The organism is Rhodococcus sp. P-2 (assembly GCF_016598535.1).
Taxonomy (GTDB): Bacteria; Actinomycetota; Actinomycetes; order Mycobacteriales; family Mycobacteriaceae; genus Rhodococcus_F; species Rhodococcus_F baikonurensis.
This window is the reverse complement of the sequence record NZ_CP066779.1, coordinates 1,408,282-1,423,023: the sequence shown is the minus strand read 5'-3', so window position 1 is coordinate 1,423,023 and position 14,742 is coordinate 1,408,282. Positions and strand designations below refer to the sequence as shown.

General features: G+C 62.2%; 16 protein-coding genes and 1 tRNA gene. 11 read left to right on the top strand and 6 right to left on the bottom strand.

The window, feature by feature from the left end; translation table 11 throughout:
• Positions 1–40: 40 nt before the first annotated feature.
• Complete coding sequence (locus tag I7X09_RS06700; RefSeq protein ID WP_003945253.1) at positions 41–445, top strand: hypothetical protein; 405 nt, start codon at positions 41–43, stop codon at positions 443–445.
• A gap of 23 nt (positions 446–468) precedes the next feature.
• Here the strand turns inward: I7X09_RS06700 and I7X09_RS06695 are convergent, their stop codons facing one another.
• The 3 genes from I7X09_RS06695 to I7X09_RS06685 form a co-directional block, all read right to left on the bottom strand.
• Entirely contained in the window at positions 469–669 is a 201-nt protein-coding gene (locus I7X09_RS06695; RefSeq protein WP_019744572.1) for a YbdD/YjiX family protein, read from the bottom strand.
• 2 nt (positions 670–671) lie between these two features.
• Positions 672–2,954, bottom strand: coding sequence for a carbon starvation CstA family protein (locus I7X09_RS06690; RefSeq protein WP_200316148.1), 2,283 nt, complete (start codon positions 2,952–2,954; stop codon positions 672–674).
• A gap of 111 nt (positions 2,955–3,065) precedes the next feature.
• Complete coding sequence (locus I7X09_RS06685) at positions 3,066–4,643, bottom strand: FMN-binding glutamate synthase family protein (RefSeq protein WP_200316146.1); 1,578 nt, start codon at positions 4,641–4,643, stop codon at positions 3,066–3,068.
• An 89-nt stretch (positions 4,644–4,732) separates the two neighbouring features.
• Between I7X09_RS06685 and I7X09_RS06680 the strand changes: the two genes are divergently transcribed.
• Positions 4,733–5,254: a CD225/dispanin family protein gene (locus tag I7X09_RS06680; protein ID WP_200316144.1), complete on the top strand. Its 522-nt coding sequence runs from the start codon at positions 4,733–4,735 to the stop codon at positions 5,252–5,254.
• A 70-nt stretch (positions 5,255–5,324) separates the two neighbouring features.
• Positions 5,325–6,404 (top strand): redox-regulated ATPase YchF, encoded by a 1,080-nt coding sequence (gene ychF / locus I7X09_RS06675; RefSeq protein ID WP_003945278.1) that lies wholly within the window; start codon positions 5,325–5,327, stop codon positions 6,402–6,404.
• Between the two features lie 16 nt (positions 6,405–6,420).
• Here ychF and I7X09_RS06670 read toward each other — a convergent pair whose 3' ends face one another.
• Positions 6,421–7,392: a pseudouridine synthase gene (locus tag I7X09_RS06670; RefSeq protein ID WP_200316142.1), complete on the bottom strand. Its 972-nt coding sequence runs from the start codon at positions 7,390–7,392 to the stop codon at positions 6,421–6,423.
• A 190-nt stretch (positions 7,393–7,582) separates the two neighbouring features.
• On the opposite strand from I7X09_RS06670, the gene I7X09_RS06665 reads away from it, so the two are divergent.
• Positions 7,583–7,655: transfer RNA gene (locus I7X09_RS06665), tRNA-His, on the top strand.
• A 299-nt stretch (positions 7,656–7,954) separates the two neighbouring features.
• Here I7X09_RS06665 and I7X09_RS06660 read toward each other — a convergent pair.
• The gene (locus tag I7X09_RS06660; RefSeq protein WP_200316140.1) at positions 7,955–9,052 is read right to left on the bottom strand and encodes a glycerophosphodiester phosphodiesterase family protein; all 1,098 of its coding nucleotides are present in this window, start codon (positions 9,050–9,052) and stop codon (positions 7,955–7,957) included.
• 63 nt (positions 9,053–9,115) lie between these two features.
• Complete coding sequence (locus I7X09_RS06655) at positions 9,116–9,973, bottom strand: PE-PPE domain-containing protein (RefSeq protein ID WP_200316138.1); 858 nt, start codon at positions 9,971–9,973, stop codon at positions 9,116–9,118.
• A 107-nt stretch (positions 9,974–10,080) separates the two neighbouring features.
• Here I7X09_RS06655 and I7X09_RS06650 point away from each other — a divergent pair, with 107 nt between their 5' ends.
• The 7 genes from I7X09_RS06650 (at position 10,081) to I7X09_RS06620 (ending at position 14,735) form a co-directional block, all read left to right on the top strand.
• The gene (locus I7X09_RS06650; RefSeq protein ID WP_200316136.1) at positions 10,081–11,046 is read left to right on the top strand and encodes an L-lactate dehydrogenase; all 966 of its coding nucleotides are present in this window, start codon (positions 10,081–10,083) and stop codon (positions 11,044–11,046) included.
• Positions 11,047–11,086: 40 nt separating this feature from the next.
• Positions 11,087–11,473: a phage holin family protein gene (locus tag I7X09_RS06645; RefSeq protein ID WP_003945275.1), complete on the top strand. Its 387-nt coding sequence runs from the start codon at positions 11,087–11,089 to the stop codon at positions 11,471–11,473.
• Entirely contained in the window at positions 11,470–11,835 is a 366-nt protein-coding gene (locus tag I7X09_RS06640) for a VOC family protein (RefSeq protein WP_095972210.1), read from the top strand. Before I7X09_RS06645 ends, I7X09_RS06640 begins: the two co-directional genes overlap by 4 nt.
• Before the next feature lie 75 nt (positions 11,836–11,910).
• Complete coding sequence (locus I7X09_RS06635) at positions 11,911–12,387, top strand: SRPBCC family protein (RefSeq protein WP_095972211.1); 477 nt, start codon at positions 11,911–11,913, stop codon at positions 12,385–12,387.
• Positions 12,388–12,419: 32 nt separating this feature from the next.
• Positions 12,420–13,748, top strand: a complete 1,329-nt coding sequence (locus I7X09_RS06630) for a WS/DGAT domain-containing protein (RefSeq protein WP_200316134.1) — start codon at positions 12,420–12,422, stop codon at positions 13,746–13,748.
• 20 nt (positions 13,749–13,768) lie between these two features.
• Positions 13,769–14,332 carry a mismatch-specific DNA-glycosylase gene (locus I7X09_RS06625; protein WP_200316132.1) on the top strand — a complete coding sequence of 188 codons (564 nt, stop codon included), beginning with the start codon at positions 13,769–13,771 and terminating at the stop codon, positions 14,330–14,332.
• A 52-nt stretch (positions 14,333–14,384) separates the two neighbouring features.
• The gene (locus tag I7X09_RS06620) at positions 14,385–14,735 is read left to right on the top strand and encodes a hypothetical protein (RefSeq protein ID WP_200316130.1); all 351 of its coding nucleotides are present in this window, start codon (positions 14,385–14,387) and stop codon (positions 14,733–14,735) included.
• The last annotated feature ends 7 nt before the right edge of the window (positions 14,736–14,742 follow it).

The following is a 14,742-nucleotide window of genomic DNA, read 5'->3' as shown; positions in this document are numbered from 1 at the left end:
CTGTGTTTTGAAGCATGCCGATCGGACTAACATTTCCGTCATGAGAATCGCAGCAGCAGTCGGGGCAGCAGCAATCGTCGTTCTCGGGCTCACCGCGTGTAGCACCGAGGATCAGGACAACGCGCAGAACAAGATCAGCGAAGCAGTCACGAGCGGGCAACAGGCGCTCGAGACAGCCAAACAGTCCGCGGGCAACGCCATCGATCAGGGCAAGACGGCGCTGTTCGTCGCCACGTTCCGTGGGGCTTACGCGCCGTTGGCGGAGAATCGCGACGACGCAGACATCGAGGAGATCTTGACGACCACGTGTACCGAGGTCGCCAACGGCACGGACGAGGCGGAGGTCAAGACCAAGATCACCGACCTGGCCGAGAACAACGGCAACAAGCCCACCGACGAGCAGGCGGGCCACATTTACGAACTCGCGAAGGCCACCTGCCCCTGACGGAGATTCACCAAGCGCGGGATTCAGCAGCAGCGGGCGCCTGGGTTGGCGTCTGCTGCTGCGTGCCGGCGGCGCCAGAACTCTCGTTCGCTGATCACCGGTGAGTCGGCGTGGTGGCGTCGGGTGTGCTCGACGTAACGCTGATAGTCGAGATCACCCATCACCGAGCGAACCCACCACAGCGTTCCGCGGAACGCTGTGGTGAGTTTTGCCGTCATGGTCATGGTCAGTGCCCACCTCCGTGCGCGGCGCCGGGCGCACGGACCTTCCCGGCTTTGATGAGCTCGTCCCATTCCTTCTGGATTTCCTTCTCCGCGGGCGTCGGAATGAAGCTGGCGGGTCCGAAGATCTTCGACGGTTCTTCCGGGGACTCGGTGGTCGGCAGCCCGCCGGCTCGGATTGCCTTGGTACATACGATGATCCCGGCGATGACCACGACGATCACCAGTGACGCGAAGATGATCGACAGCGTGCCCTGGATGAAGGTGTTGCGAATGACGGCATCGATGGCCTCCGGAGTCTTCGCAGAACCGTGCGCCGTCTCGCCTGCAGCCTTCGCATCCTTGAACACGTTGTGCTGAGCCCAGTAACCGATCGCGGGGTTGTCGGAGAAGATCTTCTGGTACGACGCGGTCATGGTCACGACCAGGTCCCACACCAACGGCACGCCGGGGATCCAGGCCCATTTGAACAGGCCCTTCTTCATGACGATCGTCATGACTACCGTCAGGGCGATCGCGGCCAGTAGCTGGTTGGCGATGCCGAAGAGCGGGAAGAGTGTGTTGATTCCGCCGAGGGGATCGGTGACACCCATGAGCAGGATCGCGCCCCACGCAGCGACCACGATCAGCGAGCACAGCCACGCACCGATGCGCCACGACGGGTCCTTGAACTTCTTTGCCGGACCGCCGAAGTTGCCGAGCGAGTCCGAGAGCATGAATCGAGCGACGCGAGTGCCGGCATCGATCGTGGTGAGGATGAACAGAGCCTCGAACATGATCGCGAAGTGGTACCAGAACGACTTCAGCGAGTCACCGCCGAAGACGTCGCTGAGCACTTCGGACATGCCGAACGCGAGAGTCGGGGCGCCGCCGGTTCTCGAGATGATCGATTCTTCGCCGACGGCCTCGGCTGCCTGAGTCAGCACGTCCGGTGTGATGGGGGCAGTGCCGAGGGGCAGATTGTTGACGTATTCGGCTGCGGTTTCCGGTGTTCCACCGGTGAGCGCCGCGGGAGCGTTGAGTGCGAAGTACAGGTGCTGATCGAGGATGCAGGCGGTGACCAGAGCCATGATCGCGACAAACGATTCGGTCAGCATGCCGCCGTACCCGATCATCTTGGTCTGGCTTTCCTTCTCGAGCAGCTTCGGCGTCGTACCGGACGCGATCAGCGCGTGGAATCCCGAGAGTGCGCCACAGGCAATGGTGATGAACAGGAACGGGAACAGTGAACCGGCAAAGGCCGGGCCTTCGCCGTTGGAGGCGAACGGCGTCACTGCCGGCATGTTCAGGGCGGGCCGTGCAACCAGAATTCCGATGGCCAGCAGTGCGATGGTGCCGACCTTCATGAACGTCGACAGGTAGTCACGCGGCGCCAGGAGCAGCCAGACCGGCAGCACCGATGCGGCGAATCCGTACGCGATCATCAGCCACGCGATGGTCACCTTCGAGAGGGTGAACCAGTCTGCGCCCCAACCGGTATCGGCAACCCAGCCGCCGGAGACGATGGCAAGGAGAAGCAGGACGACGCCGATCAAGGAAACCTCGGAAACCTTGCCCGGCCGCAGATACCGCAGGTACACGCCCATGAACAGTGCGATGGGGATGGTCATCGCGATCGAGAACACACCCCACGGGGACTCGGCGAGCGCATTGACGACAACAAGTCCGAGCACCGCGATGAGGATGATCATGATGACGAACACGCCGATCAATGCGGCGACGCCGCCGACGAGGCCGAGTTCTTCGCGGGCCATCTGACCGAGGCTGCGCCCGCGGCGCTTCGACGAGATCCACAGGACCATGAAGTCCTGCACCGCCCCGGCGAACACCACGCCGACGATGATCCAGATCGTTCCCGGAAGATATCCCATCTGAGCGGCCAGGACGGGTCCGACAAGGGGACCGGCACCGGCGATTGCCGCGAAGTGGTGACCGAACAGCACCCGACGGTCGGTCGGCATGTAGTCGGCGCCGTTCTCCATGATCTCGGCGGGAGTTGCGACGTCGTCGCGGGGCTTGACGATCTTGCGTTCGATCAACCGCGCATAGAAGCGGTAGGCGATCAGGTAGGTACAGATTGCGGCCAACACGAACCACACGGCGCTGATGTGTTCACCGCGGACGATCGCAATCATGTACCAGGCGCCCGCGCCGACCAGTCCGAGAACAAGGAAGACGACGCGCGCAGTCGTGGAAATGGGCGTCTTGTCGATGACGCCGACAGGTGGCAGGTCAGGATCGGTTTTCAGGTACTCGACATTTGGTTCCGGCGCAGTCGTCAAGCTCATCGTCGAACTCCGTCCACTAGTGCAGTGTGGCCGCCGTCACAGCGGGCCATCTGTCACTGTAGGACCAGAAGGGTGAATCCGCGCGATCTGAAACGCGGGAGTCGACCGACGTCAGAATCGGTGAGCGTCGGCGTCGATCCAATCGGTGAGCCAGCTCTGCGGCGGGGAGTCGAGCAGTTCACCCGGCATCAGCCAGTCGAACAGGTCGGCATAGGTGCGGGTGGTGAGACCGTCGACGCGGCGGTTGAGCATTCCCGGTTGTAATTGGTCGAACGAATCGATGCCCATCGACGCGATCATCTGTTGCGCGCTGGCGACGGTTGCCTTCTGGAATCGGTAGACGCGCTCGCTCTTGTCGGGGATGTCGAGTGCGCGGGTGCGTGCCGGATCCTGAGTGGCAACGCCGACCGGGCAGCGGTTGGTGTGGCACATCTGGGCCTGAATGCAGCCCACTGCGAACATCATTGCGCGGGCCGCCATCGTGAAGTCTGCGCCCTGGATGATGCGTTTGACGATGTCGGAACCGCTCGCCACCTTTCCGGAAGCGCCGACTTTCACGAGAGGGCGCAGGCCAGTTCCCACCAAGGCGTTGTGCACGAGCATCAGGCCTTCGGTCAACGGCATGCCCATGTGGTCCTCGAACTCCACCGGACCTGCGCCGGTGCCGCCTTCGGAACCGTCGACGATGACGAAGTCGGGCGTGATGCCTCGCTCGATCATCGCTTTGCAGATTCCGAGGAATTCACGACGCGAGCCGACGCACAGTTTCATACCGACTGGCTTGCCGCCCGACAGTTTTCGCAGGGTCGCGATGAAATCGACCAGTTCGACCGGGGTGCTGAACGCGGTATGCGCGGGTGGCGAAATCACGGTCTGGCCGACGGGTACCCCGCGGGTTTCGGCGATCTCGGGGGAGACCTTGACTCCGGGAAGCACGCCACCCAACCCGGGTTTCGCACCTTGCGAGAGCTTGATCGAGATGGCCTTCACCTGTTCGAGGCCGGCACGCTCGGCAAAACGGTCAGGATCGAATCGGCCGTCCTCGGTTCGGCATCCGAAATATCCCGAGGCGATTTCCCAGATCAGATCGCCGCCGTGTTTGCGGTGATACGGACTGATCGCGCCTTCGCCGGTGTCGTGGGCGAAGCCGCCTTTGGCGGCGCCGGCGTTGAGGGCCTCGATTGCGTTGGCGGACAACGACCCAAAGCTCATCGCGGAGACGTTCAAGAGAGCGATGTCGTACGGCTTCGTGCAATCGCGTCCGCCGAGGCGAACTCGCGGAACGGTGTCGGGGGCGGTCCGTGCGCGAATCGAATGCGTCATGAACTCGTAGCCGATCGCATTGACGTCGCGCTCGGTCCCGAAGGGCTCTTCCGCCAGTGTTCCCTTTGCCCGCTCGTAAACCAGATCTCGCGTTTCGCGATCGAATGGCATTCCATCGGTGGATGATTCGACGAAGTACTGCTGGATCTCCGGTCGAATCTTCTCGAGGAGGAATCGCGCGTGCCCCAGGACCGGATAGTTACGGAGGATGCTGTGGGACTTCTGAGTGAGGTCGTAGGTGCCCATCGCCGCCAGCGCGAGAGTGACGACAGCGATCACCCACCATCCGGGCGAGGCGACAATTGCGAGCGCGGCGGTGCCGAGACCCACTATCCATATCAAGAGCACGATCAGCATCCGAGTCACCTCGAGAGCGTAGGCGCCCACTGTGACACGGCAGCGGTAAGTCTCCACTAGGTTCTGCGATAGAGAACCGAATCCGACTCTTTGGGGGAATGATGACCGAACCGCAATATCCGACCGACCCGCAGGATCCGAAGGAGCAGCAGTATCCGGCGGGCCAGCAGTATTCAGCCGGTCAGCAATATTCAGCAGGCCAGGAGTATCCGACGGGCCAGCAGTACCCGACCGACCCGCAGTACCCGACTGACCCGCAGTATTCCGCCGGGCAGCAGTATCCGACCGGTCAGCAGTACAGCGCGCCCCAGCAGTACAGCGCCGCTCCCACGTACGCGGCGCCCCAGTACGGTCCGCCGAAGTCCAACGCGGGATGGGCCGTCGCGTCGATCCTGTTCTTCTGGCCTATCGCGTTCGCCGCGTTCAACCATCTCCACGACATCTACCCGAAGTGGGCGATGGGCGATCACCAGGGCGCACAGTACGCGTCCGAGCGCGTGAAGAAGCTCGGGCAGATCTCGCTCCTCATAGCCGTCATCTGCTGGGTGCTGTTCATCGCGTTCTACGTCATCTTCCTGGTTGCGATCGTGTCGTCCGTCGATTCGTATACCTACAACTGATCACCTGCCGCGACGTGACGGTGGGGCGAGTACCCGTCACGTCGCCGCGAGGCCGTAGAATCCACAGACCGTGAGCCTTACCCTCGGAATCGTCGGACTGCCCAACGTCGGCAAGTCCACCCTTTTCAATGCACTGACCAACAACGACGTGTTGGCAGCGAACTACCCGTTCGCGACCATCGAACCCAACGTCGGCCTGGTCGAGCTGCCCGATCCGCGGCTGCAGAAGCTCGCCGAGATCTTCGGCTCCGAGCGCATCCTCCCCGCGACCGTGTCGTTCGTCGACATCGCGGGAATCGTGAAGGGCGCGTCCGAGGGCGCAGGCCTTGGCAACAAGTTCCTGGCCAACATCCGTGAAGCGGACGCCATCTGCCAGGTAGTGCGCGTCTTCGCCGACGACGACGTCATCCACGTCGACGGCAAGGTCGACCCGGCCTCCGACATCGAGGTCATCGAGACCGAGCTCGTGATCGCCGACATGCAGACCCTCGAGAAGGCTCTCCCGCGTCTGGACAAGGAAGCTCGCAAGAACAAGGAGCTCAAGCCGGCGCACGACGAGGCACTCAAGGCCCAGGCCTTCCTCAACGAGGGCACGACGCTCTTCAGCGTCAAGGACAAGCTCGACTTCTCGTTGCTTCGTGAGCTGAGCCTGCTCACCACCAAGCCCTTCCTGTACGTCTTCAACGCCGACGAGTCTGTGCTCACCGACGCAGCGAAGATTGCGGAATTGCGCGCATCCGTCGCACCGGCCGACGCTGTGTTCCTCGACGCGAAGGTCGAGCAGGAACTGCTCGAGCTGGACGAGGAAGATCGCCAGGAAATGCTCGACTCGATCGGTCAGACCGAGCCGGGCCTGCACGCTCTCGCTCGCACCGGCTTCCACACTCTCGGGTTGCAGACCTACCTGACGGCTGGTCCGAAGGAAGCTCGCGCCTGGACGATCCACAAGGGTGACACCGCGCCCCAGGCTGCCGGCGTCATTCACACCGACTTCGAGCGTGGCTTCATCAAGGCTGAAATCGTGTCCTTCGACGATCTCGTCGAGGCGGGTTCCATGGCCGCGGCCAAGGCTGCCGGCAAGGTCCGCATGGAGGGCAAGGAATACGTCATGGCCGACGGCGATGTGGTGGAGTTCCGCTTCAACGTCTAGATCTGGCTTCGGGTCCTCACCGCACGGGCGTCTCACTGAGCGCCCGACGTGTGACAAACCGCCGTGGTCTCCCCGACAACGGATCGGTGAATTCGAGTTCCCTCGCGAGCAATTGGAGTGGGAGGGAATGATCGTCCGGCGCGTCGGGGAGCAGGTCGGGGTATCGCCGGTCGCCCAGAATCCCGGCGCCGAGAGCTGCCAGGTGCACCCGCAACTGGTGCATCCGTCCGGACTGCGGACGTAGAACCGTGTGCAGCACAGCACGTCCGGAGGCACTCACGCCCGTCCCTCGCGCCTCGATCATGGTCTCGGAGTTGGGTTCACGGCTGTCGTCGACGAGGACCCGCAACTCGCCACGCCGTGCTTCGATGTGGTTGCGGTAAACGAGGGGACCATCGGATTCGGCGAACCCCTGTGCGTCCTGGCCCCACCGGGACGGTCGCGCTGACACTGCCTCGTAGACCTTCGTGACCTGACGCTTCTCGAACAGTGACTGGTAGGCGCCGCGCGTCGCGGAGCGGGCCGAGAACATCACCACGCCTGCGGTGCCGCGGTCGAGTCGATGGATCGGGGTCAGATCTGGGTTGTCGAGGCGGACCCGCAGTCGGACGAGCGCCGACTCACGCAGGTAGCGCCCGCTGGGGGTGGTCGGGAGAAAATGTGGCTTGTCGATGACGACGAGATCGTCGTCGATGTGCAGGATCTCTTCGTGGAACGGCACGGGGTCCTCCGCCGACAACTCACGGTAGTACCAGATGAACCGGTGCGCGCTGAGTTCTGTGCTCCGGCAGATCGACTGGCCGTCGATACCCACGAACTCACCGTCGTCGAACCGCCGATACAAGTTTTCGGCGTCCAGATGGCCGAACTTGGCTACGACGTACTCGGCGATCGTCGCCCACGGACCAGAGAGCGGGATGCGTAGGCGCGTCGGGCCAACCCCGTTCTTGACGGGCAGCGGTGGAGACATGGACACGCAGGTCATCATCCCATCGACAGCTGGTCAGCGGTGATTCGGTGTGGCCTCTACCGGGGACGTCCCCGCGGGGACGCGGAAACCGAACTCGGAGCGGCGGCCGCCCAGAGATCGTCGAGTGGAAAATCAGTAGCGCGGACGACAGTCGGGTCCGTATGGTTCGGGAGACAAAGACCGCAGTCGAAAAGCGCTGCGGTCCATACCTTCTGTAGCTCAATTGGTGAGAGCACCCGACTGTGACTCGGGCGACGGCGGATCGTAACCGCCCAGAGGGACTCAGCTCAGATACGGCTCAGGTCGGGCCTCTAGGCGCAGAGACCGGCAGCCCTTTGCCTGCACAGTTGCCGAACCAGCCTCAGTCGGTATTCCCTGAATCGCCGAACAGCATTCCAGTCGCCGGCCATTTCCGCGTCGGCAAGTAGGTATTCGCAGTTGTCCAACTGATCCTTCAAAGACATCATCAGAATTCACCTCCGATCACCCGAGCAAGTACCTGTCCAGGATGCGTCCGACGGGACCTCGCGGGCATCGGCCGTACTACCTGATCAGGTACCTGCTTCGGAGTGGGGGCGGGCTACTTCTTGACCGCAGACGCAGGTAGCGGCATACCGCGCTCGGCCAGGACGGCGCGGAGGCGATCGGGGTAGTCGGTGATGATTCCGTCGACACCGAGGTCGATCAGGGCGTGCATGGTGGCGGGATCATCGACGGTCCACGGGATGACCTTCATGCCACGCGCATGTGCGCTCGCGATCATGTCGGCTGTCGGATAGAGGGTGAAACCGGGATCCCCGACCTTTCCGCCCTGCGGAGTTCCTTGGACAGGGGAGTAGGCGGAGGCGCCGAAGGTTGCCACCGCCGCGATGCCGTCGCCACCGAAATCATCGATGTCCAGACCACCGAGCCACGGTGACGCTCCGTCCTTGCCTACCTGGAGAAAGTCGCCGTTGGTGAGCGCGACAACGGGCACACTCGGCGCGAGTTGACGGGTGAGCATGAGCGAGCCCCAGTCGAAGCTCTGAATGGTGACGCTGTCCAACAATCCGGCTGTCCGGATCGTGTCGAGAACTACGGAGACGAACTGCTCACGCGGGGCGGTCTCGTGAGGCGCTCCCGCTTCCACCTTGGTCTCGATGTTGAGCTTGATTCCGGGTGCGTTGTACGACTTCACCAGAGCGAGGACTGCTTCGAGCGTCTGCATTTTCGCTCCCGGAACACTCTGCTGCTCAGGGTATCCGGCAAGGGGGAGGGTGCCGCAGTCCATGGTCTCGATCTGCTGCAGGTTCAGCGTGTTGACGAATTTCCCGACGTAGGGGAACTCCGGGTCGCCGGCAGTTGCGGGCTCGGTGTCGAGGCATTTCTTGTTCGAGATCTTACGATCGTGCGTGACGACAGCGATCCCGTCTTCGGTGACCTGGGTATCGAGTTCCAATGTGCTGACGCCCATTTCGAGAGCATTCGAGAACGCGGCCAGGCTGCTCTCCGTGTACAGGCCGAGCCCGCCGCGGTGGGCTTGGACGTCGAACGTCGAAACCGGCTGGGGCGCTGAACTACCGAACGAACCGGACCAGTCGAGACTTCCGGTGGGCGATGCGGCGGCCGGGGTCGCCAAGGCGGTGAGGGGGAGTGCGACGGTCACGGCGGCGCACGACAATATTCTGCTCAGTTGCATGAAAGGAAACGTAGAGGCGCCGAATGGCCCACTGGGGTTCGTTAGGTAAACTAACGGTAAAGGTCAGGCCGCGTGAATACGCTGCTCGATGCCGTTCGCTTGGACCTTCATCCACGACGCCAGAAGCTCGCACCCGGTCAGTCCGCTCTCGTCGAGAGGTTCGATCGCGTAGCTGACGTGTCTACCGCCGCGAGGGTTCTCCAGCTGAAAGCGGTTCAGGTTCAACCGCGTCGGCAGGTAGCCGAGTACTTCGAGGAACGCGGTGCGAATGCGTCGTAGATCGGTACGCCACTGCTTGGGGCTGAACCGAGTCTTCTGCGCGTTCTGGAAAGCATTGCTGCGAAGTAGTTCCCACACCTTACGTGCCCACACGCGTGCCTGGGAGAAGGACATCCAGCGCGTCAAGTCGGCGATGTCGCGAATGTAGCTGTCGTCGCTGGCATTACAGATCATGTCCTGTGGGTGCCCGATCCACTTGACCGGAATCCACGGGTGGACTTCGGGTCCGTCGCCGGCAACGCCGTGTCCCTCACAACCTTCGATGACACCGGCCGGTTGTTGAGGATCCGAGATCAATCCGACTCCGATGATGTTGGCGCCGTTCAGCGTCGGAGAAGTCAATGTCGGAAGTGCTGTGCGGATCACACTGCATCCCTGGGAGTATCCGATCAGCATGACTGGGCCGTCTGTCTGTGCGATTTCGGCAGTGAGGGCCTTCACACCCATCGCGGTGCTTTGCCGAAAGCTCAGGCCGCCGTCGGCGACCGGGCCGTACGACGCGGGATAGGCGACCCAGCGAGAATCGAATCGACTGTCGAGTTCGTCGGTGACGGCACTGAGGAGTCCGCGCACACGGGCGCCGTCGTCGCCGACGTGGGATTCGCCGGTGCCGCCAACTGCAAGAACGGTTACCTCAGCCATGCCAGCGATGATCCACGTCGATTCTGAGAGGTCGGCTTCCAAACCCTGAGAAGAGACTGGCAATCCGTTGTGCTGCGAAATCGTTATCGAGCGAGCACCATTTATCCATGACGACGCCGAATCGTTCATCCAGGCGAAAAGTGTCCGTGGTCGGGGCGGGAAGCGTCGGCACTGCGATTGCGTACGCGTGCTTGATACGCGGATCAGCCGACGCGCTCGCCCTCTACGACACCAACAGGGCAAAGGTCCGCGCCGAAGTTCTCGATCTCAACCACGGAACCCAGTTCACACCGCCGTGCACCGTCGAGGGAGGTGATAACATCTCGGTCACCGCGGGATCGGACTTGGTCATTGTCACCGCGGGCGCCAAGCAGCATCCCGGCCAGTCGCGGCTCGAACTTGCCGCGGTGAACGTCACGATTGCACAGACTTTGACCGAACAACTGTTGTCGGTGTCGCCGGACGCGGTTCTTCTCTTCGTCACCAACCCGGTCGACGTGGCGACCTACGCCGCGATCCAGGCCGCTGGACCGTCGTACAGCGGCCGAATTTTCGGATCGGGGACGGTGCTCGACACGGCCCGATTGCGATTCCTGCTGGCCACCGAACTCGGAGTCGCAGTCGAGAACGTCCATGCCTTCATCGTCGGCGAGCACGGGGACTCCGAGATTCCGCTCTGGTCGAGCGCAACCATCGGCGGAGTGCCGGCAACCTCGTTCGTGGGACCGTCGGGCGGCGTCCTCGGCCCCGACCTACGCGCGAACGTCGCGAAGTCTGTGGTCCGCAGTGCTTACGAGATCATCGAAGGAAAGGGTGCGACCAACCTCGCCATCGGATTGTCGAGCGCATTCATCGCGGAAGTCGTGTTGCGGGACGAACAACGGGTTCTGCCGGTATCGACTTTGCAGACCGGCGTCCACGGACTCGAGCGCGTTTGTCTGTCCCTTCCCACGATGGTTGGTCGTGCGGGTGCCGGTCGAGTCCTCGAAATACCGCTATCGGAAAAAGAGGCTTCGGGCCTCCGATCTTCTGCCCGTACATTGCGAGAGGTGCAGGAATCTCTGGGATTGTGAATATCTGTTCTCCTCGATATCCGACATATAGGATCAACAAATGATCAGCTTCCTGATTCGCGCCGCGATCTTCCTGGGTTCTGCCGCTGTCGGGCTTCTTGTTGCGTCGTTGATTCTTTCGGGTTTCTCGGCGCCCACATCCGGATTCATCGTTGCGGTCGTGATCTTTGCGATTGCGCAGTCGGTCCTGGCGCCGTTCATCGCCACAGTGGCGAAGCGGCACGCACCGGCATTTCTCGGCGGAATCGGATTGGTATCGACGTTTGTCGCTCTGTTGGTGGCGTCGCTCTTCTCCAATCTGTCGATTTCCGGTGTCTCGACGTGGATTCTGGGAACCGTCGTCGTGTGGCTGGTAACCGCAGTTGCGACGCTGGTTCTTCCGTTGTTGTTCGTGCGTAAGAAAGTTCAGGAGAAGAAGGCACAGTGACGCGCCCGAACATCGGTATGGACTACACAGTCCTGGACTGCCCGGATCCGGCTGCATTGGCCAGCTTCTACGTCCAGGTCCTCGACTGGAAAAGTGTTCGCGACGAGGACGATTGGCACGTGATCGAAGGACCCGGCGGGGAGCGGCTCGCGTTTCAGCTCGCTCCGGATTTCGTTCCGGTGGACTGGCCGACCTCCGGCGTCGGGATCCATCTGGATCTGCTCGTCGATTCTCTCGACCCCGCGGAGGCTTGGGTGATCAGCCTGGGTGCGCAGCGGGTGACCGGCATCCCGGAGCATCAGACTTTCCGCGTCTACCGCGACCCGGTCGGTCACCACTTCTGCCTGTGCCTGCGGGGCTGAGTGCCGACTCGCCCCGATCTCGTCGACCGTGGATAATTCCGAACACTTGTCACGCCCGAGAATTGGAGATCGACGATGGCTTCGCAGAATTCCGACGAATTCCTGGTAGAACGTACGACGATCGTCAAGGCAGAAGCATCGGTCGTCTTCGCGTTGATCAACGATTTCCACCAGTGGACGCAGTGGTCGCCCTGGGAAGGTCTCGACCCGGCAATGCAGCGTACGTACGCGGGTCCGGACGCGGGCGTCGGGGCTTCGTACGCCTGGGCGGGAAACAAGAAGGCGGGCTCCGGCTCGATGGTGATCACCGAATCCGTCCCGAATGAACGCGTAGTTCTGGACCTGGCCTTCCTCAAGCCGTTCAAGGCGCAGAACGTCACCACCTTTCTCATCTCGCCGAATGCCGGTGATGTTCAGGTGACGTGGAAGATGACCGGGAAGAAGAATCTGTTCTTCAAGATCTTCGGTTTCATCTTCAGCATGGACAAGCTCGTCGGTAAGGATTTCGAGAAGGGCCTGTCTCAGCTGAAAGCTGCTGCAGAAAAGAGCTGACAAGCCGGTGGTACCGTCTCCCGGTGTTACGGATGACGCCCACCGACGCCCAAACTTTCTGGATTTCGGAGAAGATCCCGAACGATCAGCTATTGCTCTACTGTTTCGACGGTCAGAGCCAGTCGATCGACGAGCTACGCCGCTCAGCGGTGGAACGAGCGTCGCTCATTCCGGATCTCAATGTTCGGATTCGTGAATCACCGTGGCACCTCGACTATCCGGTCTGGGAACCCATGCCGGTCGATGCCTCGTTGGTGAGAGTGCATGAGCTGACCGATGACTCGTGGATCTCGTGCATTCAGGGAATCGAGAAACTCCTCGAGAACCACGTCGATCCGCGCGAGTCGCCGTGGGCGCTGCACCTGTTTCACGGCGTCACCGGCGTGCCGCGCTGCAGTGGCCCGGCGCTGATCGCAGTTCTGCAGGTCGCGCATTCTCTGGCAGACGGCAAACGGGCGTCGGCGATTGCTCGCCAGCTGTTCTCGCCGCAACCGCCCGCGCAGCAGAAGACGGACGTGCGGCGTAGCGGATCAGCCGAGATTCTGGGCCGCGCCGCCTTGCGCCTGCCGGGTCAACTCGTTTCACTGTTCCGCGACGGCCGGGCGGGGCACCGAGCGCAGGTGCAACTGCAGGCCGACACCGAATCGGGAGTTGTTGCGCCGCAGGCGGCGAGCCGTCCCAAAGTGCGCTCCAACATCCCTCCCGGACCTCACCGATTGGTGCGCATGGTCGTGCGGGACAGCGCAGATTTCCGTGGCGACGGCGTATCCGTCACGGTCGGAGCGATGACAGCTATCTCGCTGGCGATGGCGAACTACCTCACCGAGCGAGACGGCTCGGTACCGCCGGAACTGGGAGCTGAGGTGACCATCGCCAAGGCGGGTACACCCACGGCGCGCAACCACTTCCGCAATGCAGGTGTCGGACTGTTCCCGGACGTCGAAGACCTTCGTGAGCGAGCCCAACGGATCAAGGAGTCGATGGACGAGCGTCGCGCACGAGCGTCCCATCCGTCCAGTGCAGCGTCGGATCTCGCGCTGAACGCGGTTCCCGGCCCGCTGGTCCGTTGGGGCGTGCAGCAATACGATTTCACGGCGGTGCCCGACGAGGTCACCGGCAACACCGTGGTGTCGAGTGTCGCGCGCGGTGAGGCGGATCTGATGCTCGGAGGCGGCGTCGTTAGGTTCACCGCCGGCTTCCCGAGTTTGTCACCGGTCATGTCGTTGACCCACGGCGTCCACGGTATCGGGGACACGGTGACGATCAGCATCACCAGCAGTCCGGCCTCGATTCCGGACATCGACGTGTACGAGCAGATGATGCACGACGCGATCGACGAGGTGCGCGAGGCGCTGTCGTGACGGCCTGATGTACTGGGAGCATGGGATTCACGCGCGCCGAGCTGGAGTCTTTCCGAGACACCGAGATCGAGGATCTGATCGGGCCGAATTGTCGGCTGTTGTTCGTCGGTATCAATCCGGGACTGTGGACTGCCGCGACGGGCGCGCATTTCGCGAGGCCGGGTAATCGGTTCTATCCGGCACTGCTGCGGGCAGGCATCATCGAGCGTGCGATCGACCCCTCCGCGGGTATGTCGGACGCTGACACACAACATCTGATCGATCGGGGAGTGGGGATCACCAACTTGGCGGTGCGGGCAACTGCGCGCGCAGATGAATTGACGTCGGAGGAGCTCGCAACTGGCGGAGTCCGGGTCCGAAAGATCGTGCGCGCAACCAAACCAGTAGTCGTTGCCTTCGCCGGGATCACCGCCTATCGAACAGCTTTCGGTGACAAGAAGGCGAAGGCCGGGCGCCAAGACCGCGATTTCGAGGGGGCAAAACTGTGGATCGTGCCCAATCCCAGTGGCCTCAACGCACACGAGACGGTGGACACCTTGGCAGCGAAATATCGTTCCGCCGCATCCGAAGCCGGAATTCTCTGAGAGAAGTCGCAGTTCCGTTCGGCCAGAACAAGGTACAAGTTAAAGTGCTTGTATGTCTGTTCTATACAACGTCTTTGTAGTGATTCATCTACTCGGTATGGCTGCCCTGGTCGGTAGCTACTTCACCGTCCTCAAGGCTCCTTCGATCACCGAGGTCATGGTGTGGGGTGCCAGGATGCAGTTCGTGTCCGGCCTGATCATCGTCGGGTTGGGCGAAGGCGCCCTGGACAGGAACTACATTCACGCGAAGATCGCTGTGAAGCTGGTGCTTTCGTTGGTCATCGTGGCGCTTGCCGAGATCACCCGTGCGAAGCAGAAGAAGGGCCAGCCCAATCCGAATCTGGTACACGTCGTCGGCGGTTTGTCGATCGTGACCGTATTCGTGGCCGCGCTCTGGACCTGACAAAGAC

Excerpts from the sequence above, each read along its gene's own strand:
- I7X09_RS06680 (WP_200316144.1), top strand. The coding sequence starts at position 4,733 with ATGATGACCGAACCGCAATATCCGACCGACCCGCAGGATCCGAAGGAG.
- I7X09_RS06695 (WP_019744572.1), bottom strand. The coding sequence starts at position 669 with ATGACCATGACGGCAAAACTCACCACAGCGTTCCGCGGAACGCTGTGG.
- I7X09_RS06620 (WP_200316130.1), top strand. The coding sequence starts at position 14,385 with ATGTCTGTTCTATACAACGTCTTTGTAGTGATTCATCTACTCGGTATG.
- I7X09_RS06625 (WP_200316132.1), top strand. The coding sequence starts at position 13,769 with ATGGGATTCACGCGCGCCGAGCTGGAGTCTTTCCGAGACACCGAGATC.
- I7X09_RS06630 (WP_200316134.1), top strand. The coding sequence starts at position 12,420 with ATGACGCCCACCGACGCCCAAACTTTCTGGATTTCGGAGAAGATCCCG.
- I7X09_RS06645 (WP_003945275.1), top strand. The coding sequence starts at position 11,087 with ATGATCAGCTTCCTGATTCGCGCCGCGATCTTCCTGGGTTCTGCCGCT.
- I7X09_RS06670 (WP_200316142.1), bottom strand. The coding sequence starts at position 7,392 with ATGATGACCTGCGTGTCCATGTCTCCACCGCTGCCCGTCAAGAACGGG.
- I7X09_RS06655 (WP_200316138.1), bottom strand. The coding sequence starts at position 9,973 with ATGGCTGAGGTAACCGTTCTTGCAGTTGGCGGCACCGGCGAATCCCAC.
- I7X09_RS06690 (WP_200316148.1), bottom strand. The coding sequence starts at position 2,954 with ATGAGCTTGACGACTGCGCCGGAACCAAATGTCGAGTACCTGAAAACC.
- I7X09_RS06660 (WP_200316140.1), bottom strand. The coding sequence starts at position 9,052 with ATGCAACTGAGCAGAATATTGTCGTGCGCCGCCGTGACCGTCGCACTC.
- I7X09_RS06700 (WP_003945253.1), top strand. The coding sequence starts at position 41 with ATGAGAATCGCAGCAGCAGTCGGGGCAGCAGCAATCGTCGTTCTCGGG.
- I7X09_RS06635 (WP_095972211.1), top strand. The coding sequence starts at position 11,911 with ATGGCTTCGCAGAATTCCGACGAATTCCTGGTAGAACGTACGACGATC.
- I7X09_RS06650 (WP_200316136.1), top strand. The coding sequence starts at position 10,081 with ATGACGACGCCGAATCGTTCATCCAGGCGAAAAGTGTCCGTGGTCGGG.